The organism is Pseudoalteromonas sp. TAP-3C, from assembly GCF_059888565.1.
This window is the reverse complement of record NZ_CM187618.1, coordinates 1,566,800-1,591,795: the sequence shown is the minus strand read 5'-3', so window position 1 is coordinate 1,591,795 and position 24,996 is coordinate 1,566,800. Positions and strand designations below refer to the sequence as shown.

Below are 24,996 nucleotides of genomic sequence, written 5' to 3'. Positions count from 1 at the left end.
CCAAGAAGCACTATGATTTTTAAATTTTCATCTTCTAAAACACTTATCGCAATGGCCGTTGCCTCAAGTGTTATGTTAGCGGGCTGCACAGCCACCGGTACAACGTTTACTGACTCATCTAGTCAAACAAATAATTCTACTGTTGCAAGTGTTGTTAACACACCTGCAGACATGGGCGTGTCAAAAATCACCCTTGAACAAGCAATGGCGCACCCTGATTGGATTGGCCGCCAACCGCAAAACGCTTTTTGGAGTGCGGATTCAAGCTCGGTTATTTATGCACGCAAGCAACAAGGTAGTGAGTTAAGAGATTTATTTACTCAGGCTTTAAATGCGCAAACAGCAGAGCAAGTAGCGCTTGAAAAATTACACCGTGTTGGTTCAAGCAAAGCGGTATTTTCTAACGATAAATCACTTCAAGCTTATGTGTTTGAGGGCAACGTATTTATTAAAAACGTAAAATCAGGCGTAATTAAGCAAATAACGCAAAGCTCAGCCACTGAATCAAAACCACAGTTTTTAAACAATGGTGACTTAGCGTATCGCCAAGGGAATATCTTTTTTAGCGTTGATTTAAGCACAGGCTTAACCCGTGAAATTGCTAATTTAAAACTCGCTGACAAACCACAAGGCGTGAAAGAGCCATCAACGTATATTGCAAAAGAGCAACATAAGCTGATTGATTACATTGCACTGCAGCATAAAAACAAACAAGACAAATATGCGCGACATGAGCAAGTAAAAACGCTAAATAGCTCAATTGCTAACACGCATTACTATTTAGGCGATGGCAACAGCGTTGATGAAGCCCAGCTTTCTCCTAATGGTGATGCGTTAATAGTGGTTGTGCAAGAAAAAAGTTCATGGCGTGATGAAGGCGATATTATGCCTAATTACATCACAGATGATGCCACCATTGAGCCTAAAAAAGTTCGCCGCCGTGTGGCTGACTCAAAAGAACAAACCTCTGAAATTGTTTATATTAACCTTGCAGATCAGAGCCAAACCACGTTAGGGTTTAATACCTTGCCTGGTTTTGATGACGATGTACTCGCTGAAGTTAAAAAAGAAAACTACGCCCGTGAAGGCAAAACGTATAAATCAAAAAAACAACCGCGTGGCATTAACGTTATTTCAGACTGGGGTTGGGATCAATCGCCTATCAGCTGGAACAGTGACGGTAGCCAAGTGGCAATAATGCTTGAAGCGTGGGATAACAAAGATCGTTGGTTAGCCACGGTTGATTTTGAAAATAACACACTCGTCTCTGAGCATCGTTTACATGACGATGCGTGGATTGCTTACACATTTAACGATTTTGGATGGTTAAATAATTCAAACACCTTGTATTATTTATCGGAAGAGTCGGGCTACAGCCAGCTTTATAAAAAACCATTGAATGGTAAAGCAACTGCGCTTACCAAGGGTAAGTTTGAAGTGTCGAATTTAACCCTAACTGATGACAACAGCGCAATATACTATAAAGCCAATGTTCAGCATCCGGGGCTTTACGACATATATCGGGTTGATCCACAAACAGTTGTTAGCGAGCAAGTAACCGATTTAAAGGGGATGACGGATTACACTTTAAGCCCTGATCAGTCTAAGTTATTACTTAGACATTCTAAAATAACCATGCCAACAGAGCTTTATGTAGCCGATGCCAAAGCAAACACAACCGCAACGCGTTTAACTCATACGGTATCTGAGGCGTTTTTAGCTAAAAAACTAACCGCACCTAACATTGTTGCTGTGCCTTCAAGTTATACAGATCAGCCAATATACGCAAAAGTATATTACCCCGCTGATTATCAAGAGGGTGAAACAGGCAAAACTCGCAAAGCGGTTATTTTTAACCACGGCGCTGGTTACCTGCAAAATTCACACATGGGTTGGTCTGTTTATTTCCGTGAGTTTATGTTTCATTCATTACTAGCTGATGAAGGGTATGTAGTAATGGATATGGATTACCGTGCATCTAAAGGCTATGGTCGTGATTGGCGTACTGCTATTTACCGCCAAATGGGAACACCTGAGACACAAGATTTAGCCGACGGCGTAAAATGGATGGCGGATAATGCCAATGTAAATACTCAGGCAGTGGGAACGTACGGTGGCTCTTACGGTGGCTTTATGACTTTTATGGCGTTATTTACCGCGCCAGACTTGTTTCAATCGGGTGCGGCGCTTCGCCCAGTGACTGATTGGGCACATTACAACACCGGTTATACGGCTAATATTCTAAACCATCCTGATGTTGACCCGATAGCCTATGAGCGTAGTTCACCTATTTATTATGCTCAAGGGCTTAAAAAGCATTTATTAATAAATGCACCTATGGTTGATGATAATGTATTTTTTCAAGATTCAGTGCGTTTAGTACAGCGTTTAATCGAGCTTGAGAAAGAAAATTTTGAGACAGCAATCTTCCCCGTTGAACCACATGGTTTTGTGCAGCCTTCGAGCTGGTTAGATGAATACCGTCGTATTTATAAATTGTTCAAAGAAACACTTTAACTCGCTGCTAACTAAACATATAAAAACGCCACAATGTGGCGTTTTGTTATTGTTTGGTTTTTTTAAGCACTTTATCAATTAAAGGGATAGCTAACAGCGTACCGCCAATTGCACCAATCAAATGCGCATCAATAGCGACCGTTGATTGAATAAATTGACCAATTTCTGCGCTTGGACCATTAATTTGCTCAAAAATTAATTTTACCCACACGCCAATAAATAAGATATAACCTGATTTAAGCCCATTAGTAACATCTTTTACTGCGCCCCAGATGATCACGCCATGCAATAGTGCACTCAGCCCTGTATAAACAGTAATTGTTGGGCAAAACCAATAAACTCCCAAACCGCACCAAAGCGCAAGTACAACAATATTAAAGTTGTATTGTTTAGGCGTTGTATATTCACCATGCAGTAACCAAATAAGCACAATACCGGCACAGTTTAAACCTAAATGCGCCCAATTTGCATGTACAAATTGGCTAGTAAATATTCGCCACGGCTGGCCTTGCTCAATGAGTTGACGATGAAACTCCAACTGTTCATTAATATTAAGCCACGCTAAAATCGTACTTAATAAAATTAAACACAAGGGGGGTAAAACATAGCGCGGCTGAAGGGGTAAATTAAGCATTTGATGATCTTTTTTTATATTTATTTTTGCATATTGTGCCCGTTTAACTTTAAGATGCCAATTATCTTCAATGCAATTTAAGTTTTATCACTAATTATGAATTTTAAGCTCAACTATTTATTCTCGCTGACCCTAAGTGCACTGTCTTTTTCTTTGTTTGCACAAAGCGCTACAGAAATTGAAACCCGAGAACCAGAGGCGGCTACTGGAGTAATACAAAAACAATTAGTTTCTGGTAATAAATACATGGTGGCTGCGGCAAACCCGTATGCCTCACAAGCAGGAGAAGCCATTTTAGCCCAAGGCGGAAGCGCTGTTGATGCTGCCATTGCTACCCAATTGGTGCTTACACTGGTCGAGCCGCAATCATCAGGCATTGGTGGTGGTACATTCATGATGTATTACAACAAAGCCAATAATAAACTCACTAGCTTTGATGGCCGCGAAACAGCCCCCAATAATGCCGATGAAAACTTGTTTTTAAATGAACATGGCAAAGCTGTTAAGTGGATTGAAGCCGTTGTAGGTGGGCGCTCTGTTGGTGTACCTGGTATTTTACATGCGTTTGCCAGTGCCCATAAACAGTATGGTAATTTACCATGGGAAACGTTATTTAAACCTGCTATTGCGCTTGCTGAACAGGGCTTTGAAGTATCGCCGCGATTACATGGTTTACTCGTTAGGCAGTTAAACCCTGGCGTGATGAAGTTGCCGGTGATCAATGAATACTTTTTCCCAAACGGTAAAGTGATTGAAGTAGGCAGTATTAAAAAGAATCAGCCACTGGCTAATTTATATAAAGACATTGCCGCAAAGGGAATAGATGCCTTTTACAAAGGCGATAACGCTAAAGCAATGGTAAAGGCCGTGCAGCAATCGAAAATTGCCCCAGGTACATTATCTGAGCAAGATCTTGCTAACTATACCAGTAAGGAGCGCGCGCCGGTGTGTATTAAATATCGAGTGTATAACGTGTGCTCCATGGCCCCACCGAGTAGTGGCGGGATCGCGGTGCTGCAAATTTTAGGCTTACTTGAACACAAAGACATGGCAAATTTCAAAGCCAACAGCGCAGAGGCTATTCATTACTTTAGCCAAGCAGCGCGCATTGCGTTTGCCGATCGTAATAGGTACATTGGCGACCCAGACTTTACCCAAGTACCCACTCAACAACTGTTAAACAAAGGCTATATTGCCACCCGCGCTAAATTAATTACTGAAAAGGATCAAAAAGCCATACCGGGTGATCCAGTTGATTACTTAAGCTATGCAAATGATGACTCTTTTGAACTTCCGTCTACTTCGCATGTGTCGATTGTTGATAGCAGCGGCAATGCGGTATCAATGACCAGCTCAATAGAAATGGCATTTGGCTCAACAGTCATGGTTAATGGTTATATTTTGAATAATCAGCTTACCGACTTTTCACTTTCACCGCAAAAAAATGGCAAGTTAGTGGCTAACAGAGTTGAAGCACATAAACGCCCACGCAGCTCTATGTCACCGGTGATGGTGTTTAACCAAGATGGAAGTTTACGTTTGGTGGTAGGCTCTCCCGGTGGTAGCCGCATTATTAATTATGTAGCGCAAGTTGTTATTGGCGTTTTAGATTGGGATTTGAGCGCGCAGCAGGCCATTAATTTACCGCGTACCACTAACCGTAATGACTACACTAGCATTGAAAAAGGCACTGAACTTGAAGCAATCGTCCCTATGCTTGAAAAACGCGGTCACACTGTGCGTGTAATTGATTTAAACTCAGGATTACATGCTGTTGAGGTTAAAAACAATGCTCTTTATGGTGCAGCTGATCCACGCAGAGAAGGGCTCGCTTTATCTGATTTGAGTAGCAATAAAGCCTCATTTAAATTTTAAACCATGTATAATTATAAATTAGATTTCTGTTATTTGTTGTCATAATGTATATAACAACAAATAACAACAAATAAATTCGGTTAATACACGCGATTATTTTTTAATAACCACGTGTATTTAAACATTCTCAATGGTCTGACGAGCTGAAATGTCATTGCAATTTAGTTCTTAACAACCATAATGGCAGATCATTATTTAAGATTAGGTAACGCTTGGAAATATGACTACAAATACCGATCCAAATTATCTTTACATTCCTTATTCTGGCCCTGGCCTTATTGAAACCCCGCTATTGAATAAAGGAAGCGCATTTAGTCACAAAGAACGTGAAAGCTTTAACCTTGCTGGTTTACTTCCTCCTCGTTACGAAACAATAGAAGAACAAGTTGAGCGTTGCTACCAACAATATTCGAGCTTTAATGACAACTTGAATAAACATATTTACTTACGCGCCATTCAAGACAATAACGAAACGCTTTACTACCGCTTAGTGCGCGATCATATTGAAGAAATGATGCCAATTATTTACACCCCAACTGTAGGGGATGCCTGTGAGAGGTTTTCTGATATTTACCGCAGTGCCCGTGGCTTATTTATTTCTTATGAAGATCGCTTTCAAATTGACGATATTTTGCGTAATGCCACAAAAGGCAAAGTTAAAGTTATTGTCGTTACCGATGGCGAACGCATTTTAGGCCTTGGCGACCAAGGTATTGGTGGCATGGGGATTCCAATTGGTAAGCTTTCTTTGTATACCGCCTGTGGTGGCATTAGCCCAGCGTATACATTACCGGTTATGCTCGATGTTGGCACTAATAACGAAAAATTATTAAACGACCCTATGTACATGGGGGCACGTCATAAACGTATCGCTCAAGATGAATATGATGAGTTTTTAGATTTATTTATCAAAGCCGTTAAACGTCGTTGGCCAACTGTATTACTTCAATTTGAAGATTTTGCACAGCCTAACGCAATGCCGTTATTAAAACGTTACCGCAACGAAATTTGTAGTTTTAACGATGATATTCAAGGCACGGCATCAGTGACTGTAGGGTCCTTATTAGCGGCGTGTCGTGTTAAAGGCGCTAAATTATCTACTCAAAAAGTGGTGTTTGTCGGTGCAGGCTCAGCAGGATGTGGTATTGCAGAACAAATCGTGAGTACTATGGTTGCTGAGGGCATTAGTGAAGCACAAGCACGTAGCCAAGTATTTATGGTTGATCGTTTTGGCTTGTTAACTGATGGCATGCAAGGCTTGCGCGATTTCCAACAAATGTTGGCACAACCTACAAATTGCTTAGCTGAATGGACTTACAGCGGCGAATACGCATCATTATTAGATGTAATGCATTGCGCTGAACCTGATATTTTAATTGGTGTTTCAGGCCAACCAGGGTTATTCACTGAGCAAGTTATTCGCGCTATGCACGCTAACTGTGAGACACCTATTATTTTTCCATTAAGTAATCCATCTAAACAGGTAGAAGCGTACCCAGAAGATGTTATTACATGGACTGATGGTAAAGCGATTGTTGCTACCGGTAGCCCATTTGAGCCGGTTGTTTACAATGGGGTGATTTACCCAATTCCTCAGTGTAATAACAGCTATATTTTCCCGGGCATTGGTCTAGGTGTTATTGCCTCTAAAGCAACGCGTATTACCGATGCAATGCTCATTATGTCGAGCGAAATGTTGGCTGAGTCATCACCATTAGCCAACACGGGTAAAGGTAGCTTGTTACCGGCATTAACTGAAATTGAAACCTTGAGTAAGCGTATTGCTTTTGCAGTAGCTAAGAAGGCAATTGAAGAGGGCGTAGCCCTTGATATATCAGACGATGCCCTATGGGCTGCAATCGATAAGAACTATTGGTTACCAAAATACCGTAACTATAAGCGTTGTAGTATTTAGTAACTGTAGAGAGTGAAAAAACAGGCTTTTGCCTGTTTTTTTATGCTTGTTCATCTTTAATTAACCCCGTAGGGTGTTAACTGAGTTTAATTAATTTAAAAGGATAGACTTATGAAAACATTTTCAATTTTAGCAGCCGCTTTACTCAGTACATCTGCATATGCCAGCAATGCACCTAAAGAGCCCCATATTTATGTTAAAGGTGAAGCATCGGTAACGACTATGCCCGATCATGTTTTATTAACGGTGGGCATTACTGAAATAGATAAAGACTTAATTGCTGCAAAAAAACAAACCGACACTACAATGGCAAACGCAATAAGTTTAGTAAAAAAAATAGGCGTGACGGATGCGGACATTAATGCGGGTCAAATTTCTATTTCTCGTGATAACCAATATAACCGTGAAACAGGCAAGCAAGAGTTTAGTGGATTTAAAGTATCAAGAACGCTAACTATTAAACTCTCGGCAATTAATAAGTACCCAGAGTTACTACAAAGCTTAGTTAATAATGGCATTAATGAAATCAGGCAAACACAATTTTTAGCCAGCAATTACGATGAGCTACATAAAAAAGTACAAAAATTAGCAATTAAGCAAGCTAAGGACGCGGCAAAAGAATTAAGTAACGATTTTGATGTAGAACTAAAAGGGCTTTACAGCGCATCATTAAGCCCACTTGATATGCCATCAACACCCTACATGCGAAGTGAAAAAGTGATGATGGCTGATAGCTCACCAAGTAATTATGTCCCCGATGCCTATCATGCTGGAGAAATTACTATTAGTGCTTCAAGCTACGCAATTTATTTTATAGACTAGGCCTGACGGTGGTGGCGCTCAAAACGTGCCACCAGTTTCTTTCCTTGTGACTCACTAATACGCACTATCGCGTGTAACATATTACTGATCTCTCGGCGGTCATATTCATTAACTATGTGCTGATTAATATCATCAACAATGGCGTTTAAATAATTAAATACACTATTACGTGCATCGACATCGTCGTTTGCAATAAATAAAATATTTTTAAACGCTTCAATAACGTTAGTCATTACATACGCATCAGCTTTAGCATAATTACGCAAAGGGGTAAAATTGTCATGCAGCAGCTCATCAAAGCTGGTTTCATGAAAATAAAGCAGTGGAGGGCCTTCTGATTGATAGCACGAATAATTGATAGCTTTAATTTTTAGTCGTTCAATGAGCAACATACTCAGCATATCGATAGATTTTACCGCCGTACCCGGATCGTTAATTCCCGGGCTCATCGCTTTTACTGCAATTTCTGATATTTGCGTTAAACCATAGCGGTAATGATCGCTAATATATTCTTCTATATAAAAAATAAAGCAATCTAAAATCCTCGCTAGTAACTCATCTTTCTGTGATATGTCTTTACTACATTTTAAAAATGGGTAACCCTTAACGGTAAAGTAACCTTGCTTAATCGTAATAAGCAGCTCGATTTTCTCCTTAGCTAACAGCGCACAAAGTTTATTTGTGTGAACACCTTTGTAGTAACCTCCAGTAATACTATTTATTGAATACCAATTTGAAAATTCTGGAAAGTTATCAACGGGGTTTTCATCTTGTTTGCTGATGATGTCTTGGATTTCTTTTTTAGTTTGCCTAAATAAACCATTTAGCACGTTATCAACTTGAATAGCTTTTGAAATAGAGTGAATAAAAAAAACAAAAAAACCTAATGAGATCAAGCCAAAAATTAAAGCAAATAGTACTCCCAAGGAAGGAATAGCGGTATTACCATAAGCAAGCTTGTTGATATTAATCAACATAATAATGGAGTAAATTATACTGCCTAAATAAAACCCCAATACCATTTGATTTGATTTACGAGTGATCAGCCCAGGGACAACTCTCGGTGATAAACTGGCGCTAGCCGAATTTAATACTACCATCACCATTGAAAAGCTAAATACCGTTAAAGAAATAATACTACCAGCAAGAATACTTAAAATGGTACGTGCGTTTTCTGCGCTATCAACAAGTATAAACGAAATTAATGCTTTAAATTCCTCAATAGGTGATAAGTACTCAACAGACATGGTTAGTATGGCAAAAACTAAAAAAGCGAGAGATAAGAGTGAAGGGTAAAATCCAATACTGTTAATTATTTCTCTATAAATATTAGTTATTTTTGTTCTTAAATACATATTATTTTTACTTACTACAATTCCAATTTATAAAGCACTCTAGCATAGTTGATAATAAAGTAAGTGATTTTACCGCTTGAGTTATGTGTTATTATTATTAAAAAATTAACTGGACCATACTGTGATTATATCGAGCTATGCCGCCTTACTGGCACTGTATTATATTTACTTGAGCGTTAATGTTATAAAAATACGCAAGGCTGAAGGCATTTCATTAGGTAATGGTAATAACTCTGCGCTTGAACGAGCTACTCGTGCCCATGGTAATTTTATTGAATACGTGCCAATCAGCTTAATTTTGCTGTTTTTATTAGAGTACCAGGGATTAGCGAGTCATTATGTGCATGCACTAGGTGGTTTATTATTTATCAGCCGCGTGTTTCATGGTTCGGCTATAAGTACTAACAATTTAAAGACGCGCATGCTAAGCATGATAATAACCTTTGCTATTGTGTTTATTAGCGCATTGTTATTACTGTTAGGCCGATAAACTACAATGAAATCAGCTGTTGCTTTTATTCTTCTTTATTTTGCCAGCTGTTGGGAAGGTTCTGTATTGGCAATAGAAAATAATAGTAAAATAGACATGCGTACTTTAAAAGTTGTTTATCCAAAAACAATGCGCAGTGATGAAAATGAAATACTCTACCCACTCGTTTTATTAAAAACTGCATTACAACACAGTGGTGAAAAATTCACATTGAACGCTTCAACTGTTTCTATGGCACAAAGCCGTTCATTAAAGCAAATTATGAATAATGATGAAATAAACGTTGCCTGGACAATGACCTCAAAAGAGCGCGAACAAGAATTACTGCCTGTAAGGGTACCAATATTTAAAGGTCTATATGGTTGGCGTGTATTGGTGACCACGCAAAATAAGGTAAACGGTTTATCATTCATTAATACCCTTGCTGATTTTAAAGGTGTACATTTTATTCAAGGTCACGATTGGCCTGATACGCAAATACTCATCGACAGTGGTTTAGCAGTTTCCACATCGATTGAATACAGTTCACTATTTAATATGTTGGCAAAAGATCGAGGAGATGTGTTTCCTCGCTCCGTGTTAGAGGTTGAAACTGAGCTAAATACCTTTAAAGACGACGCAGATGCTAATCTAGCTAAAGTGCCACATTTAATCTTGCAATACCCAAGTGCAATCTACTTCTTTTTTAATAAAGAAAAGCCCGAAATAGCGCAAGCGGTTGAGAAAGGCTTAGCTATTATGCGTAAAAACGGTGAGTTTGATCGTTTGTTTAAGGCTTATAATCGCAGTGCGATTGAGCATGCAGATATAAAAAATAAAATCATTATTAAATTAAAAAATAATCAGTTACCCGCATTAACACCCCTTAATGATGTATCACTTTGGTTTTCAGAAAAAGACATTTAAAACGCCATGACACAAAAAATATTTATAATTGGTTTGCCACGCACCGGCACCACCAGTGTATGTAATGCATTTTTAGAGTTTGGTATAGCCACTGCCCATACTGCTTATACTACCGCCTGTTTTGAAAGCGCTGTTGCAATAGCAGATACGCCCATATTTAACGATTATCAAGCATTAGATAAACACTACCCACGTGCTAAGTTTATTTATTTAGAGCGAGAACTTAGTGCCTGGCTACCATCAATAAGGCAGCTTTTGCAGCGCATGCACACTAACTTAACCCGTGTAGATGGTGGCTTTAACATCCATTTAAAGCGGTGTTATTTGAATACGTTTAAAGACTTTTCACTCGAAAATATAAATAATGATGAATACTTAATTGATTGTTATAAAAAGCATATTAGTACCGCTAAGGCTTATTTTAATAGTCGAAAAAATGACTTTTTAGTGATAGATATAGCAAATCCTAACAGTTTTAATCAGCTTTGTGAGTTTTTAAATATCACGAGCCCCTCAACTGGCTTTGAAAAAATGAACATGGGCGGTAAAGTCACAGCATGGAATGATATAAAACACCCATTAAAAGTTGAGTCGACCGCGAAAGGGCGGATTGATAAATTTTTACCTTATGAGGATTAAATTTAAAACCCGAACAAAGATTTTTATTTTTAAATACGTTAAAATCCACGCATTATTTTATAAGTTGTATCTTTATGTTTGAATTAAAATACCACACCCCATTTGAATGGACTGAAGCGGTATTAGCCGACTTTGAAACCTTTTTACAAGACCACGCGGCCGCTGAAAAAAAAGCATCTGGCATGGCTATGTCTATGCTTTCACATTACCCCGATAAGCGTAAGTTAGTTAAAGCGATGACTGATTTAGCCCTTGAAGAGTTAATTCATTTTAAACAAGTGCTCAAGCTATTAATGGAACGCGACACTAATTTAGGTGACGATAAAAAAGATCCTTACATTAAACAAATTCGTGCACACTTTAGGCATGGTCGTGACGGTTTTTTAATGGACAGATTATTAGTCGGTGGTGTAATTGAGGCGAGGGGACATGAACGTTTTTCTTTAGTTGCCGAAGCGTTACCTGAAGGCAAAGAAAAAGATTTTTATGTTGCTATTGCAAAATCTGAAGAAAAGCATAAAAATTTATTTGTAGAGCTTGCGTACGAATACTTTGATAAACAAGAAGTTGACGAACGCTTAGACGAGTTACTTACAATAGAAGCTGAAATTTGTAAAAATATTCCATTTACAGCGGCCCTTCATTAAAAAGTGGGTATGTTGTTTGAAAAACAAAAGCAACATACCTTATTTTTTAAGTTATTACCGCTCCTTTTTACTGATCAGATAATCAATTAAACCCAAGGGTCTGTTTACCTTTGCGGATTATAATTTGTTCAAACTAGGGGCGATTTAATCGCGGCGCGAGGTTTGTAACCTAGTGGGCTAAGTAAAAACCGAGCAACAAAGAGTAAATCGCCCCTAGGCAGAACCCTTCGGGCAGCGCCTGTTTGGTATTGATGCTGCGTTATCGCCTATTTATGGGGAACAACCACACCACATAGGCGCTGCCTTGCCTAAATGCCAAACAGACTGCTGCAAATTTAACCTTGAAAGGTAAACAGACCCTAAGTAGATCAATTTTTCTGCGCTTACTTTACACAGCAAACTAATAAACAGCTATTATGAATTACTCAATTTAGCTTATCGAATAAAGTGAATCTATGACAGACATTGATCAGACCCCTATACCACTTTTTCTATTTTATATAAATGCATAGCGTGACCGCCAATGAATCTTATTATTTTTTCTCGTAGCTCATTAAACCCATCTAAGTAGGTTTTATCTCCATGCTGAACTAAATTGATACCTTCAAAACATTGAAATATCCACCTTAATGTGGGTCTTTCTATTGGCTGATTAATTTGGTTTGGAATGGTTGCTTTTACTTTCTCCATGTTCGCCCTTAATCGTCTTTGAGCTATTGAATATACTAATAAAGAGAGTGTCATTATCATCAACAGTGCATCTATTCGGCTTGGCTTTTTTATAAATAATGATGAGACAAAAAATAACGGATCTTTTAAAAATCTAAAGCCTTTTTCTACTTCAGACTGTGCTTTGTAATGTGTGAGTAAATCTTCTGGACTTAGGTCTTTTTCATCTGCATTTGTTGCTAATACAAAGCATGACTTTTGCTCTATTGCCTTTTTAATTGCAGTGCCATTCTCTTCAATCTCTGCGCTTATTTGCCATTCTATACATTTCACTGGCGCACCTTTTTTAGGTCGGCCTTTCCCTTCGTATACTTTATGTTCATTGAACTGCATCGTTGCCACTTTATGATATTTAAATTTTTTCGTTAACTTATTAAGTTCACGTTGTGCATCGGTTTGACATGCAAACCGCTGTGCTTGTAGGTGATAAAGGGCTTTTTTAATCTGGGTATGCGCACGCTCGACTTGTCGAGCGATGCTTTTTACTGCACGGTTATTTGCTGCATTTGAGTAAACAACCATCCATCGCTGATTTATTCCCATGTGCTCAACATTATTAACAACATAGTGATAGTTATCATCAATTTTTATCCAACTGTTATTTTTAATAGCGGTTGAGATGGAGGATTTCTCGAGCGAAATTGTCGAAGGAATGAGTGTTATAAATTGAATCTTAGATAAAAACTCGGCGTTATTTTGATGATATAATTTACAATCAGCGACAAGAAATTTCGGGGTCTTGCTTTTCTTGAACTCATTAACAAGGGCTTTGCTGCGTGCTTCAAAAATAGCGGTATCAGCACTATTGCCATCCCAGTTTTTACACGCAAGTGGCACACCACCATCTTGGCTAACGATAATTTCTTGTACTACTTGTTTCAAATCAGGACGATGAGCTTTGCTATAGCCGTGCGTGATTCTTATTATATTTTCATCGGTATTTTCTTCGTCAACGGCATATTCACCAGTAAGAGAATGACTCGTTGTATCTAATGATTCAAATGTACGATCAACCTGTTCAAGTTGACATGCTTGCTCTGAGACGAGTGAAAATAAGCTTTCACAACCAAAATCAAAGCATTGGTCGAGGGTTCTTCCCAATTTATGACGATTAAAATGCGATGCTTGAACACCTTTACGGAACAAATGTTCAAGAGGCAAATTAGTAAAAAACTGAGGACTGAGAGATAAAGGACGATTGGCAAACCCAAGGCCGTTCATAATCATGCCTTTAACCGCTTCACCTGGGGTAATTTCTTGCTTTTCATCTTGAGGTAAATATTGGTCTAAAAGGGACACTATTTTTAAGTCTGCAATGACACCTGAAACAATACCATGATGATCTAACCGTTTGATTTTTAAGTTCATAAACACCTCGAAGTTGAGGTGTTATTGTATCAAATTACAGCAAACTTAGGATTTTTTTAACCTAACATTAAATAAAAGTTTATGAATTTGGTCTAATCAATGTCTGCTATGAAACCAATTAATCATATTGCCGTGCTAACCTCAGGGGGCGATGCGCCAGGAATGAATGCCGCATTATTTGCTATAGCCAAAACCGCTCAGCAACAGGGTATAAAAGTGTCTGGCGTTCGTAAAGGGTTTTGAGGGCTTAATTGATAATGATTTAGTGACACTTGATTGCAAAAGCCTACAACAAACTATGCACTTAGGTGGTACTGTGTTAAAAACAGCGCGCAGTGATGAGGCGGGTAGAGAACAAGCTTTAGCGACAATTGAACATAATAATGTAGATGCATTAATTGTGATTGGTGGTGATGGCTCTTTTAGAGGCTGTTTATGGTTATCACAAATTACCGACATACCATACATAGGTATTCCAGGCACCATAGATAACGATATTGCAGGTACGGACTATACATTGGGGTTTGATACAGCCGTTAATACATCAATGCAATGTATTGATAATATTAGAGATACGGCAGAATCACATAATAGGGTGTTTGTTATTGAAGTGATGGGCCGTGACTCTGGTTATATTGGTACTTATGCAGGATTAACCTCTGACGCCGACTCAATATTGATCCCTGAAAATGACAAAGACATTGATGATTTGCTAAATAAAATTAGCGATTATCACAGTGAGCATGCTTTTATTGTGGTGGTATCTGAAGGTGATGAAATTGGCGTTGAACATGTATGCGAAAAAATAAGCGCGGTTAACCCGAATATTGATTTACGCATCACTAAGCTAGGACACCTGCAGCGCGGCGGAAACCCATCTGCAGCGGATCGTATGTTAGCAATAAGATTAGGCGTACACAGTGTTAAGGCTTTATGTGCTGGAGAAAGCGCTAAAATGGTGGGTATTTTAAACAACAAAGTATCAAATACTGCTATGCAAGATGTTGTAAAACAACACGTTATTAGTGAAGAGCTACAAGGGTTGCTATCTGTATTTTGCCGATAGCGACTACTAAATAGGAGTAAAAATGAATGCGAGATAATATGAACTATAAATTGACAGTTATTAAAAGCATCGCAATAAGTGTGCTATTAACTGTTTCAACAGCCGTATTGGCTAAAGATGATTGTGCAGATTTAACGGGGTGTGCGAAAAAAGCCTGCAACGTTAAAAGCGAGTTACTAGTTGCAAAACAGCAAGGCGATTCACACAAAGCTAAAGGTCTTAATAGATGGATTAAAAGCAGAGTTACAACAAAAAATAGATGATGCAAATTTAGAAATTGAAGAATATAAAACCGATCTTAAAAAAGCTAAGCGCCAAGGTAAGCATGACAATGTTGAAAAGTATCAGCAAAAACTAAATGAAGAGGTTGAACAACTTAAGCAATTAACCGACGAGCTAAATAGTTTGGTTGATTAAAATGTCATTACAGCGTTTTTATATTTAATAAAGTAGAGCATTTTATTAAATATAAATATTATGCGATAAAAGGGCTAAAATACCGTGTTTATAAGTGACGTAATTGCCGATAGTTAGTTTGATTAAGTACACATTTAGCCTATTTAACATAATATAAATTATAGGCTATCAATTTAAGGGATATTAAAAAGGCTTGTTAAGTCCAATACTGAATAGTATCGGACTTAAGTTATTGTTTTTATTGTGGTTTTAGAATTGAGCTAAGTATATATTTTTACCTGAATATTTAAGAATTGGCAAATTTTCATTAAGGTAAATGTAATAACCTAACTTTTCTAAGTAATTTGAGCTTAGCAATATTGTTTCAGGTTCTTTAAATTTCTCTTGGCGTTCTTGGGGGTTTTCATCATCACCACTGAGGATCGTTTTTTGTTTCTCTACCTCTTTACCAGTAACACAATTTATATAGTGCTCAACAGTAACAACGCCGTTTTTCTTTTTAAGCTCATAACCACCGTACTCATAATCTTTGCAAATGTCATTTAAGGGATGCTCGAATTTCTCTGGTTTATAAGTTAAGTCAAGATCCTTTTTAACCGGCTCACTTTTGGTTTGTTTAGTTTCCTTAATTTCTGTCTTAGTTTCTGATTTAAGCTCAGGTTCGTCGGTGCCAACAAGGCCAAGGCTAACCAGTAACGAATAAAAAACATAAATGCACAGTGGTATAGCAAGTAAAAACAAAAGTGCTTTTGGTGGTAATTTAAATTTGGCGGTATGGTCATCGGCAGACCAATAAACACCATAAAAATTAGTATCTCGTTTTAATGTAGATGTTGCGCATTTTTCTAAGTCACCAGAATAGTCTGTGCTGAATTGTTTATCACGTTGAAAGCGTGTGATAACCGCCCCACCCATTGGCCTAAAATAATGAACGTGCATACCCGTACATTTTTGAATGACGTTATCCAAAAAAGTGTAATGCTGAGTAACTAAATGAATATCAACACCGCTGTGTCTGTGCTTTTGAAATTGAGTGTAATGGTATGGCCGTTTTGCACTATTGGCCATTGGCGGAAAATAGTCTTGGCACTCATCAAATAAAGCTATTGAGCCATTAGGTAAATTAGGCCAGTCGGTTGGGTCGTTTGTATGCGTCCAGTGATAATTTAATAGCTTAATAGATTCAATTGTTGGATTGTCTGATTCTTCTAAAAATACATCTAAGCCTTTTAAGTTGGCTTTTGGGTAACACTTGCGGCACCACTTAACAAACAAATCAATTACAGCCTGTTCGTCATAAAGTTTATAGTTAGGTGCTAACCAAGGCACGTCCCCTATTTCAATTAATCGATTTTGAGCATGAACCTCTTTAATAATTTTAGAATAGCGCCCTACTTTATTGGTAGTTTGTATTGATGGGTAGTACTGGCCGTAAAAGAAACCCTGAAAACTATTACAAAAATCTAAATCTAAAAGGAACGCTTTTATATTACTATAAAATTTAGTTTTTTGGGTAACCGCTGGGTCATTACAAATTTCCTTTAAAGAATTTAACGTTTTTCCCGCGCCTGGTACTCCAGTTCGTAAATAAATCATGGTGCAGACCTCAAACCTAATTTAGTGACTGAACCCGCACTTGTTAAACCACGGATTGTTAAAGCAGCAGCATAAGAACCAAGCATAATGCCGAAAGCGACATCAGTTTTAGCATATTTTAAAACGGCAATTATTTCAGTCGGTAAACCTGCTGCATTAGATGCAATTTGTTGGTACAGATAATCAATACCAAAAGAACCTAATTCATAAGTGACATACCCAAAGCCCAAACCGACAAGAACCTTAGATACTAACGTAGGCAGCAAAGCAGCTAAACCCATAAAAAACGCTTGTATTAGTGCTGGCATATTATATTGCTCCTGTAATTATTCTTGCGCTGTGCATTAGAGATGCGATTACCATTAAACCCGAAACGGCTTGGAAAAATAAAATAAAGGCTTCAAAGCTTAAACAAAGGGATTTACCCGTAGTTATAACAATACATTTTTCAGAGGGTAATTCGGCATTAGGTAACCAATCATCATATTTATCTGCGTATTGGTCTAGGTTAATGGTTTCTTTTGGTATGTCAGCGCCAGCTATAGGAACACAATCGGCAGCACTACCCTCACAATCGCCAGCACCAGAACCGTCACCACCGGAACCACCACCACCAGAACCGCCCGTTTCAATACCGTTGACAGCATCAACTAATTCATTAAATTTTGAGATTGTTATAGCGTGTAAGCGGTCATCTTGTTGAGTTTGCAACAAAATAGATGTATCAATACTGTCTAACAGACATTGATCAGACCCCTATACCACTTTTTCTATTTTATATAAATGCATAGCGTGACCGCCAATGAATCTTATTATTTTTTCTCGTAGCTCATTAAACCCATCTAAGTAGGTTTTATCTCCATGCTGAACTAAATTGATACCTTCAAAACATTGAAATATCCACCTTAATGTGGGTCTTTCTATTGGCTGATTAATTTGGTTTGGAATGGTTGCTTTTACTTTCTCCATGTTCGCCCTTAATCGTCTTTGAGCTATTGAATATACTAATAAAGAGAGTGTCATTATCATCAACAGTGCATCTATTCGGCTTGGCTTTTTTATAAATAATGATGAGACAAAAAATAACGGATCTTTTAAAAATCTAAAGCCTTTTTCTACTTCAGACTGTGCTTTGTAATGTGTGAGTAAATCTTCTGGACTTAGGTCTTTTTCATCTGCATTTGTTGCTAATACAAAGCATGACTTTTGCTCTATTGCCTTTTTAATTGCAGTGCCATTCTCTTCAATCTCTGCGCTTATTTGCCATTCTATACATTTCACTGGCGCACCTTTTTTAGGTCGGCCTTTCCCTTCGTATACTTTATGTTCATTGAACTGCATCGTTGCCACTTTATGATATTTAAATTTTTTCGTTAACTTATTAAGTTCACGTTGTGCATCGGTTTGACATGCAAACCGCTGTGCTTGTAGGTGATAAAGGGCTTTTTTAATCTGGGTATGCGCACGCTCGACTTGTCGAGCGATGCTTTTTACTGCACGGTTATTTGCTGCATTTGAGTAAACAACCATCCATCGCTGATTTATTCCCATGTGCTCAACATTATTAACAACATAGTGATAGTTATCATCAATTTTTATCCAACTGTTATTTTTAATAGCGGTTGAGATGGAGGATTTCTCGAGCGAAATTGTCGAAGGAATGAGTGTTATAAATTGAATCTTAGATAAAAACTCGGCGTTATTTTGATGATATAATTTACAATCAGCGACAAGAAATTTCGGGGTCTTGCTTTTCTTGAACTCATTAACAAGGGCTTTGCTGCGTGCTTCAAAAATAGCGGTATCAGCACTATTGCCATCCCAGTTTTTACACGCAAGTGGCACACCACCATCTTGGCTAACGATAATTTCTTGTACTACTTGTTTCAAATCAGGACGATGAGCTTTGCTATAGCCGTGCGTGATTCTTATTATATTTTCATCGGTATTTTCTTCGTCAACGGCATATTCACCAGTAAGAGAATGACTCGTTGTATCTAATGATTCAAATGTACGATCAACCTGTTCAAGTTGACATGCTTGCTCTGAGACGAGTGAAAATAAGCTTTCACAACCAAAATCAAAGCATTGGTCGAGGGTTCTTCCCAATTTATGACGATTAAAATGCGATGCTTGAACACCTTTACGGAACAAATGTTCAAGAGGCAAATTAGTAAAAAACTGAGGACTGAGAGATAAAGGACGATTGGCAAACCCAAGGCCGTTCATAATCATGCCTTTAACCGCTTCACCTGGGGTAATTTCTTGCTTTTCATCTTGAGGTAAATATTGGTCTAAAAGGGACACTATTTTTAAGTCTGCAATGACACCTGAAACAATACCATGATGATCTAACCGTTTGATTTTTAAGTTCATAAACACCTCGAAGTTGAGGTGTTATTGTATCAAATTACAGCAAACTTAGGATTTTTTTAACCTAACATTAAATAAAAGTTTATGAATTTGGTCTAATCAATGTCTGGTCTAAAGCATTTAAGAGTGCATTCGTGTTTTTTGTTTCAGCATCAACTTTTTTGTTATGCAGTTTGTTGTCATTATCAATCTGCTTGTTAGTACTATTTTCGATTTCAGTTTCAACATTTTTTAAATTACAGGCAGCATCACCTTCGGCACATGTTTCTTTTGGTTTTTCTGGTGTTTCATCTTCTGGTGTTTTTGAATCGTCGTTGTCATGTGGGTCTTTTTCAGGTGTTGTTGGGTTTGCATTAGGGCAAGTTAACAAAGGAACATCACCAGAACTTACAGAGCATTCACCAGTATCACCCTCATCAGCTAATTTTTTATTATCGTAAGGTTTATCACCACAGGCCGAACCTTGAGAAGTACCAACCGCGAATTTTTCAGAGCTTATTTGTTCAGAGTTAACAGAATAAGCACAACCATCATTGCAATACATACCGCCGCCTGAAAACGGAACACCTAGATTAGGGCTGGTATATAAATTTGAACCAGAACCAGATGGAGGGCATTCTTTAGGTAAACAGCCAGATGAACCCATAGCCTTAGAAACTGCTTTACTATGATAGCCAGCAGGACAGTCTGCAAGTTTTGGCTTTGCACACTGCGAATCACCAACCTTTATAATGTGCTCAGGAAAACCAGAGGGTGGACACTGATAAATATCCTTTATGCCATTCTTATGTACTGTAAATTGGATTGGTTGTGTTTGATTAAATGGATGGGGTACATCAGGGTCATCAGTAGTATAGCGAACAGAACCAATAATATAATTAGAATCATCCTGAGTGATTAAAGGTTCAGGGTTTGAATAGAGAGTACCCGAATAACCGCCCATAACAGAAGTGTAAGTATCAGAATAACAAGATGAATAATCAGTACCGGAAACATAAGTAGTTTTGTATGTAGCATTAGACTGTACTGTTCTGCATTGAACGTAACCCTCAGAGGGTTTTAATTCGGCAGGGATTAGAGTGTCAGGGTCATATTCTTGTTGTGCAGAAACAAAAAAAGCGCTCATAAGCGCCAATAAAAATATTAGTAATCGCATGGGAGCGCCTTATTTTAATCATCGAAAAGGATATAAAGTGCTAAAAGTCCGGAGACAATTAGCACTGTGTCTAATGTGATGAACATTAGCCGAACAACATACCCTTAAGCCATTTCCAACCAATAGCCACAAAGCCAGCAGTTAAGAAAACGCCACCAAGTAGATTAGCGTTAGCAGTAAAAAAAGCCGTAAAGGCAGTAGTAGCAGCAGTTACACCAGCATCAGGTTCAGCATGTGCAATACCCGAAAATAAAGCAACAGAAAAAACTAAAGCCGCTTTGCTTAAGTTACCTTTTAAATTTTTCATTTGTTTATTCCTTATTTAAAAAACCATTTTTCTTAATTTTTTCCACCCGTAACATAAGAGCAGAACACCAATGATTGACGGGAGCACTTCATTTTGAAATGTCTCGTAATCGAGCGGAACTGGTAGAGGGTTTTGCACCACTTCCAATTCCACAGGACACTGTTTTTCGACAGGTTCAACAGGGCAAATTACGATGTATTCGTAACTGGCCATGTGACTACCCGCCTAAGCTTGTTTTAAAATGCGCTTTTAAATCTGAATCAACTGGGATTATTTCAACAACTTCATTATCAAAAGTTTGGTCATTGAAAGAGAACTTGAGTTCATAAGCCTTATCAGCAACAAAAGCTTTAGAATCAATTAAGGCATGAGCATATTTTGTATTAATAACAATTGGCTCTTTACCAAAAGGTGTTGAAGTCGTTTTTCCGATTGCTTTACGTTGAAATTTAGGTGAGTTCACAGACTCATAAGGATATAAAACTTCAAGCGTAGCTTTTTCAGCATCAGGATTTTTAGATTCTGGGTAACGGTTAATGCCAATACCAGCAATAATAATAGCCATGTTAATAATTCCTTAATTGTTCAGTTAATAGTTGTTTGTAGGTGTTAGGTATATCCAAAGATTTACCCGTTATATATTGGTCAGGAACTAGCAAACCTAAAAGCGTTTGAATGTCCCCCTCAGTAATTTCAAAAATATCTGATAGTGCTTTACCACACATACGCCTAACCCATTTGACTCTACTGGCTAAATCGGTAGCGGCCGTTGTCACTCTTGGAGAACTTGAAGTATGAACACCATCTGTATTAATCATTTGTTGTGAAAAATCACAAATACCCGCAAAGGTAGAATCAGGGTCTAAAAGTGAATCAACAGTCCATTTCTTTAATTCAACTTCATTGCGATACCAAATAAGGTCAGGTTCTTGAATGCCTTGTTCTAATTTTTTGTTATAGATGCGCCAATAAACTGGACTAGTACGTTTACCAATAGTGGTCATCTCAACATCGTAAACACCATCAACAGTAAAAGAATGGCGAGGTGACATTGTTGGATTAGGGCCACCCTTTTTGCGAGCAAACGCACGTTGAAAGAAATTAGTTTCAGCAGTTTTGCAGTTAAAAACATCATCATAACAATCGCGAGCAATATCAATACGCGATAAAAAACTGATACTTAGAACCTTAGAAAGCCAGTGGTGAAGAATAAACGGTGTTGTATGAGACCATAAGTGTTTACAGCCCTCACCCGATATTTGAAAATAAACAGTATTGCGTTGACCACCAATACCAACAAACCCTACTTGAGTACCCTCACTAGTCACTAAATTCATTGAATTGGTATATCCGTGAAAGCCTTTATCTCTTGGAGTAGAGAGATTGAAGCCGAGAACGTAGCGAGAAAATACCTTTAAGGTATCAATATAAAAATCAGCCATACGCTCGTTAACTTTAGATTTTTGTTCTTCTAATGCAACTAAAAACTCATGCTCTTCTAAACCCTCAGTATTAAATTCATAATTTATTTCAGGTAGTTTAGGGAATAAAGTTTGAGTATCAGGTGTATAACCAATAACCCCTGCACGCTTACAATGACGTAAGTCAGCAAGGGCAAAACTAAACGAAAGGTGGTCAATAATTGTTTGGTTATCTTCATGTTTTTTAAAACGCTCAAGACGGTTATTAATTAATTGTGTTGCACGGTCAGTATATTGGTAATTCATATAACCCCCTGCTCAACTAACTGGCAATAATTTGAATCAGTAATTTCTACCGTTTCACAATCATATTCATGAGCAACCCAGCAACGAAAACGATACATATTATCGAAATAATCGTACATGCGAACACCGTTCAAATCGTATATAACTTGAACGCCTGCTTGTTTGTTATTTTCGAAATATATCTTCATTTCTAAGTTTCTAAATATTTATTTAATGAGCGTAGATTAGTTTCTAAGATTCTAATTGCCAACATTTATAAGTTTATGAGTTTATAATTACTGATAACTTTAGAAACGGGAAAGACAATGCCTACAAAACATATTGATGATGTAACGTGGAGGAAAGTGGAAAAGGAACACGTAAAAGCCGTGATAGCCACTCAAAAATCGCTAAAGGATACTGATATTTTAAGAGTACTTATAAACAAAGGTTTAGAGGTAATTACTGAAGAAGACTACGAAAAGCTTATAAAGAAAAAATAAAAAAAAGCATGATGCTATAGGTTTAGATAAGAGTTATACCCCGTAATACCCCGTAATACAATTACGGGGTTTTTTTTGAATCATTCCCAGCAAAGACAGTGAGGGTCTCGGAACTCGCCCTTCTCTCTGCCTTTTGCTGCTGGGGAATAGTTAAAGATGGTTTAGGTTTATCAGGGGCGCATGCTGCGCGGGTTGGATTTTTCAAACTTATATGGTTTATGGATGCGGCCGACTGGATTCAGGCTTTCAAATTAAATTAAGAATGCGGCCTTACATGAAGCAAAGCTTCATAGGTTCTTAAGCTCAACCCTCCAGTGGTACATAATAATTGCATTAAATTATTACGTAACCTTACTTTTTGTATGGTCATTGATGAGCCTATAATTGCCATTATGTTACGTGCCATATCGGGTCGGCCTGTGCTGCGCTATTTTACAGGCCGCAAACACTCAACATAACGCCTCGTACAAATTATAGGTAGTTAAGTATCTATTTCTAAACATCACTACATCGCTATATTTTAATAAACACACAACCACTAAGTCCAATACTAGACGGTATCGGACATTAAGTGGGTTGAAACGGCTATTATGGTTATTCATAGTTATCTTCTTGAGGTTCTTTAATGCTTAGCTTAATATTAAAACACAAGCCGTAAATAATATTGAAGTATTCATATGGAATTTGTACGTCCGCTCGAACCCATTTTAATTATTGATGATGTTAAACAAACCCGTGCTGATTTAAGTCACGTATTAGAAGGCTTAGGTTTTGATGATATTATTGAGTGCGAAAATTTTAATTGTGCTAAACCTCTGCTTATCGATAAATCACCCAATGTGATATTTTTAGATGTTGATTTACCCGACTCTGAAAGCATTGAAATTTTAGCCTCAATAAATAATCAACATCCGCATGCTCATGTTGTGATGTGTTCGGGCCACAATAGTTTTGAAACGGTGCAAAATACCTGGGAGCTAGGCGCAAAAGAATTTATTGCTAAGCCCTTTAATACGCAAAAAGTTGATGCGGTAATGAAACGTTTAGAGCTTATAGATTAAAGGACATTATGCAGCACCTTGTTAGCACAATAATTGAAGACCTCTCAGGCGTTATATTTGGTAAGCAACAAAAAATAAAATTAGCGTTAGCCTGTTTATTTAGTGAAGGCCATTTACTCATTGAAGACTTACCCGGTATGGGAAAAACCACTTTGTCGCATGCCTTAGCTGCAGTACTGGGGTTATCGTACCAACGGATTCAATTTACTAGCGATTTGTTACCCGCTGATATTATTGGCACCAATATTTTTAATAACAAAGATCATAGTTTTTCATTTCATAAAGGCCCAATTTTTAGCCAAGTCGTACTCGCGGATGAAATAAATCGTGCGGGTCCTAAAACTCAAAGTGCTTTATTAGAAGCGATGGAAGAACAACAAGTAACAGTAGATGGAGAAAAGTATCTGCTCCCTACTCCATTTTTTGTTATTGCGACTCAAAATCCATTATATCAAGCAGGTACATACTCGTTACCAGAATCACAACTAGATCGTTTTTTAATGCGGATTAGTTTAGGGTTTCCACCGAAAGATGCAGAAAAACGGTTACTGTTAAATAATCAAAAACGTGACTATTCGCAGTTACCGCAGCGAATTGAACAACATCAACTTAAACAAATTCAAGACGCTATATCAAATATCACGCTAAGTTCGCCGGTGGTTGATTATATAATTGAGTTAGTCACTTATACGCGTGAGTCTCAAACATTAACGACTTCGCTTTCCCCAAGAGCCAGTATGGCACTGGCTAAATCAGCCAAAGCGTGGGCCTATATAGATGGCCGCGATTATGTATTACCCGAAGATGTGCAAGCTGTTTTTTCAAGTGTGTGTCAGCATCGATTAGGTTTACATAGTGATGCCGGGGACACTCAAATAGCGGCCATTTTAAAACATGTTTTAGTGCCCGTTTAG

Annotated in this window: 23 protein-coding genes and 2 pseudogenes; 13 read left to right on the top strand and 12 right to left on the bottom strand. The window is 37.9% G+C overall.

What is annotated here, in order from left to right; all coding sequences use genetic code 11:
• The first annotated feature begins 12 nt into the window (after positions 1 to 12).
• Positions 13 to 2,517, top strand: coding sequence for a S9 family peptidase (locus tag AC6H44_RS07510; protein ID WP_500738250.1), 2,505 nt, complete (start codon positions 13 to 15; stop codon positions 2,515 to 2,517).
• A 46-nt stretch (positions 2,518 to 2,563) separates the two neighbouring features.
• Here the strand turns inward: AC6H44_RS07510 and rrtA are convergent, their stop codons facing one another.
• Positions 2,564 to 3,151 (bottom strand): rhombosortase, encoded by a 588-nt coding sequence (gene rrtA, locus AC6H44_RS07505; RefSeq protein ID WP_500738249.1) that lies wholly within the window; start codon positions 3,149 to 3,151, stop codon positions 2,564 to 2,566.
• A gap of 96 nt (positions 3,152 to 3,247) precedes the next feature.
• Between rrtA and ggt the strand changes: the two genes are divergently transcribed.
• From ggt to AC6H44_RS07490, 3 genes are all read left to right on the top strand, one after another.
• Positions 3,248 to 5,026, top strand: coding sequence for a gamma-glutamyltransferase (gene ggt, locus AC6H44_RS07500; RefSeq protein WP_500738248.1), 1,779 nt, complete (start codon positions 3,248 to 3,250; stop codon positions 5,024 to 5,026).
• A gap of 220 nt (positions 5,027 to 5,246) precedes the next feature.
• Positions 5,247 to 6,941 (top strand): NAD-dependent malic enzyme, encoded by a 1,695-nt coding sequence (locus AC6H44_RS07495; RefSeq protein WP_500738247.1) that lies wholly within the window; start codon positions 5,247 to 5,249, stop codon positions 6,939 to 6,941.
• 111 nt (positions 6,942 to 7,052) lie between these two features.
• On the top strand, positions 7,053 to 7,763 hold the full coding sequence (locus AC6H44_RS07490; RefSeq protein ID WP_500738246.1) for an SIMPL domain-containing protein: 711 nt from the start codon (positions 7,053 to 7,055) through the stop codon (positions 7,761 to 7,763).
• Here the strand turns inward: AC6H44_RS07490 and AC6H44_RS07485 are convergent.
• Entirely contained in the window at positions 7,760 to 9,118 is a 1,359-nt protein-coding gene (locus AC6H44_RS07485) for a DUF2254 domain-containing protein (protein ID WP_500738245.1), read from the bottom strand. The genes AC6H44_RS07490 and AC6H44_RS07485 overlap by 4 nt on opposite strands.
• Positions 9,119 to 9,239: 121 nt before the next feature.
• Here AC6H44_RS07485 and AC6H44_RS07480 point away from each other — a divergent pair, with 121 nt between their 5' ends.
• The 4 genes from AC6H44_RS07480 (at position 9,240) to AC6H44_RS07465 (ending at position 11,800) form a co-directional block, all read left to right on the top strand.
• A complete protein-coding gene (locus tag AC6H44_RS07480) occupies positions 9,240 to 9,608 on the top strand; it encodes an MAPEG family protein (protein WP_500738244.1) in 369 nt (122 codons plus the stop codon).
• A 6-nt stretch (positions 9,609 to 9,614) separates the two neighbouring features.
• Entirely contained in the window at positions 9,615 to 10,514 is a 900-nt protein-coding gene (locus AC6H44_RS07475; protein WP_500738243.1) for a transporter substrate-binding domain-containing protein, read from the top strand.
• A gap of 6 nt (positions 10,515 to 10,520) precedes the next feature.
• On the top strand, positions 10,521 to 11,153 hold the full coding sequence (locus AC6H44_RS07470; RefSeq protein ID WP_500738242.1) for a sulfotransferase: 633 nt from the start codon (positions 10,521 to 10,523) through the stop codon (positions 11,151 to 11,153).
• A 74-nt stretch (positions 11,154 to 11,227) separates the two neighbouring features.
• Positions 11,228 to 11,800 (top strand): MiaE family protein, encoded by a 573-nt coding sequence (locus tag AC6H44_RS07465; protein ID WP_500738241.1) that lies wholly within the window; start codon positions 11,228 to 11,230, stop codon positions 11,798 to 11,800.
• A 477-nt stretch (positions 11,801 to 12,277) separates the two neighbouring features.
• Here AC6H44_RS07465 and AC6H44_RS07460 read toward each other — a convergent pair whose 3' ends face one another.
• The gene (locus tag AC6H44_RS07460) at positions 12,278 to 13,897 is read right to left on the bottom strand and encodes an IS1634 family transposase (protein ID WP_500735278.1); all 1,620 of its coding nucleotides are present in this window, start codon (positions 13,895 to 13,897) and stop codon (positions 12,278 to 12,280) included.
• A 108-nt stretch (positions 13,898 to 14,005) separates the two neighbouring features.
• Between AC6H44_RS07460 and AC6H44_RS07455 the strand changes: the two are divergent.
• Positions 14,006 to 14,963 (top strand): annotated as a pseudogene (locus AC6H44_RS07455) (ATP-dependent 6-phosphofructokinase).
• A 26-nt stretch (positions 14,964 to 14,989) separates the two neighbouring features.
• Positions 14,990 to 15,380 (top strand): annotated as a pseudogene (locus AC6H44_RS07450) (DUF1090 domain-containing protein).
• Between the two features lie 249 nt (positions 15,381 to 15,629).
• Here AC6H44_RS07450 and AC6H44_RS07445 read toward each other — a convergent pair.
• The 9 genes from AC6H44_RS07445 to AC6H44_RS07405 form a co-directional block, all read right to left on the bottom strand.
• Complete coding sequence (locus tag AC6H44_RS07445; RefSeq protein ID WP_500738240.1) at positions 15,630 to 16,976, bottom strand: zonular occludens toxin domain-containing protein; 1,347 nt, start codon at positions 16,974 to 16,976, stop codon at positions 15,630 to 15,632.
• A complete protein-coding gene (locus AC6H44_RS07440) occupies positions 16,973 to 17,284 on the bottom strand; it encodes a DUF2523 family protein (protein WP_500738239.1) in 312 nt (103 codons plus the stop codon). Before AC6H44_RS07440 ends, AC6H44_RS07445 begins: the two co-directional genes overlap by 4 nt.
• A gap of 1 nt (position 17,285) precedes the next feature.
• Positions 17,286 to 17,690, bottom strand: coding sequence for a hypothetical protein (locus AC6H44_RS07435; protein ID WP_500738238.1), 405 nt, complete (start codon positions 17,688 to 17,690; stop codon positions 17,286 to 17,288).
• 42 nt (positions 17,691 to 17,732) lie between these two features.
• Positions 17,733 to 19,352, bottom strand: a complete 1,620-nt coding sequence (locus AC6H44_RS07430) for an IS1634 family transposase (RefSeq protein WP_500735278.1) — start codon at positions 19,350 to 19,352, stop codon at positions 17,733 to 17,735.
• 79 nt (positions 19,353 to 19,431) lie between these two features.
• The gene (locus tag AC6H44_RS07425; RefSeq protein ID WP_500738237.1) at positions 19,432 to 20,505 is read right to left on the bottom strand and encodes a hypothetical protein; all 1,074 of its coding nucleotides are present in this window, start codon (positions 20,503 to 20,505) and stop codon (positions 19,432 to 19,434) included.
• Between the two features lie 85 nt (positions 20,506 to 20,590).
• Positions 20,591 to 20,812 carry a hypothetical protein gene (locus AC6H44_RS07420; protein ID WP_500738236.1) on the bottom strand — a complete coding sequence of 74 codons (222 nt, stop codon included), beginning with the start codon at positions 20,810 to 20,812 and terminating at the stop codon, positions 20,591 to 20,593.
• Between the two features lie 217 nt (positions 20,813 to 21,029).
• Complete coding sequence (locus AC6H44_RS07415) at positions 21,030 to 21,377, bottom strand: DUF1293 family protein (RefSeq protein WP_500738235.1); 348 nt, start codon at positions 21,375 to 21,377, stop codon at positions 21,030 to 21,032.
• A gap of 1 nt (position 21,378) precedes the next feature.
• Positions 21,379 to 22,539, bottom strand: a complete 1,161-nt coding sequence (locus tag AC6H44_RS07410; RefSeq protein ID WP_500738234.1) for a replication initiation factor domain-containing protein — start codon at positions 22,537 to 22,539, stop codon at positions 21,379 to 21,381.
• Entirely contained in the window at positions 22,536 to 22,727 is a 192-nt protein-coding gene (locus AC6H44_RS07405) for a hypothetical protein (RefSeq protein WP_500738233.1), read from the bottom strand. Before AC6H44_RS07405 ends, AC6H44_RS07410 begins: the two co-directional genes overlap by 4 nt.
• 117 nt (positions 22,728 to 22,844) lie before the next feature.
• On the opposite strand from AC6H44_RS07405, the gene AC6H44_RS07400 reads away from it, so the two are divergent.
• From AC6H44_RS07400 to AC6H44_RS07390, 3 genes are all read left to right on the top strand, one after another.
• Positions 22,845 to 23,021, top strand: a complete 177-nt coding sequence (locus tag AC6H44_RS07400) for a hypothetical protein (RefSeq protein ID WP_500738232.1) — start codon at positions 22,845 to 22,847, stop codon at positions 23,019 to 23,021.
• A 677-nt stretch (positions 23,022 to 23,698) separates the two neighbouring features.
• Positions 23,699 to 24,082, top strand: coding sequence for a response regulator (locus tag AC6H44_RS07395; protein ID WP_500738231.1), 384 nt, complete (start codon positions 23,699 to 23,701; stop codon positions 24,080 to 24,082).
• Between the two features lie 8 nt (positions 24,083 to 24,090).
• The gene (locus tag AC6H44_RS07390) at positions 24,091 to 24,996 is read left to right on the top strand and encodes an AAA family ATPase (RefSeq protein WP_500738230.1); all 906 of its coding nucleotides are present in this window, start codon (positions 24,091 to 24,093) and stop codon (positions 24,994 to 24,996) included.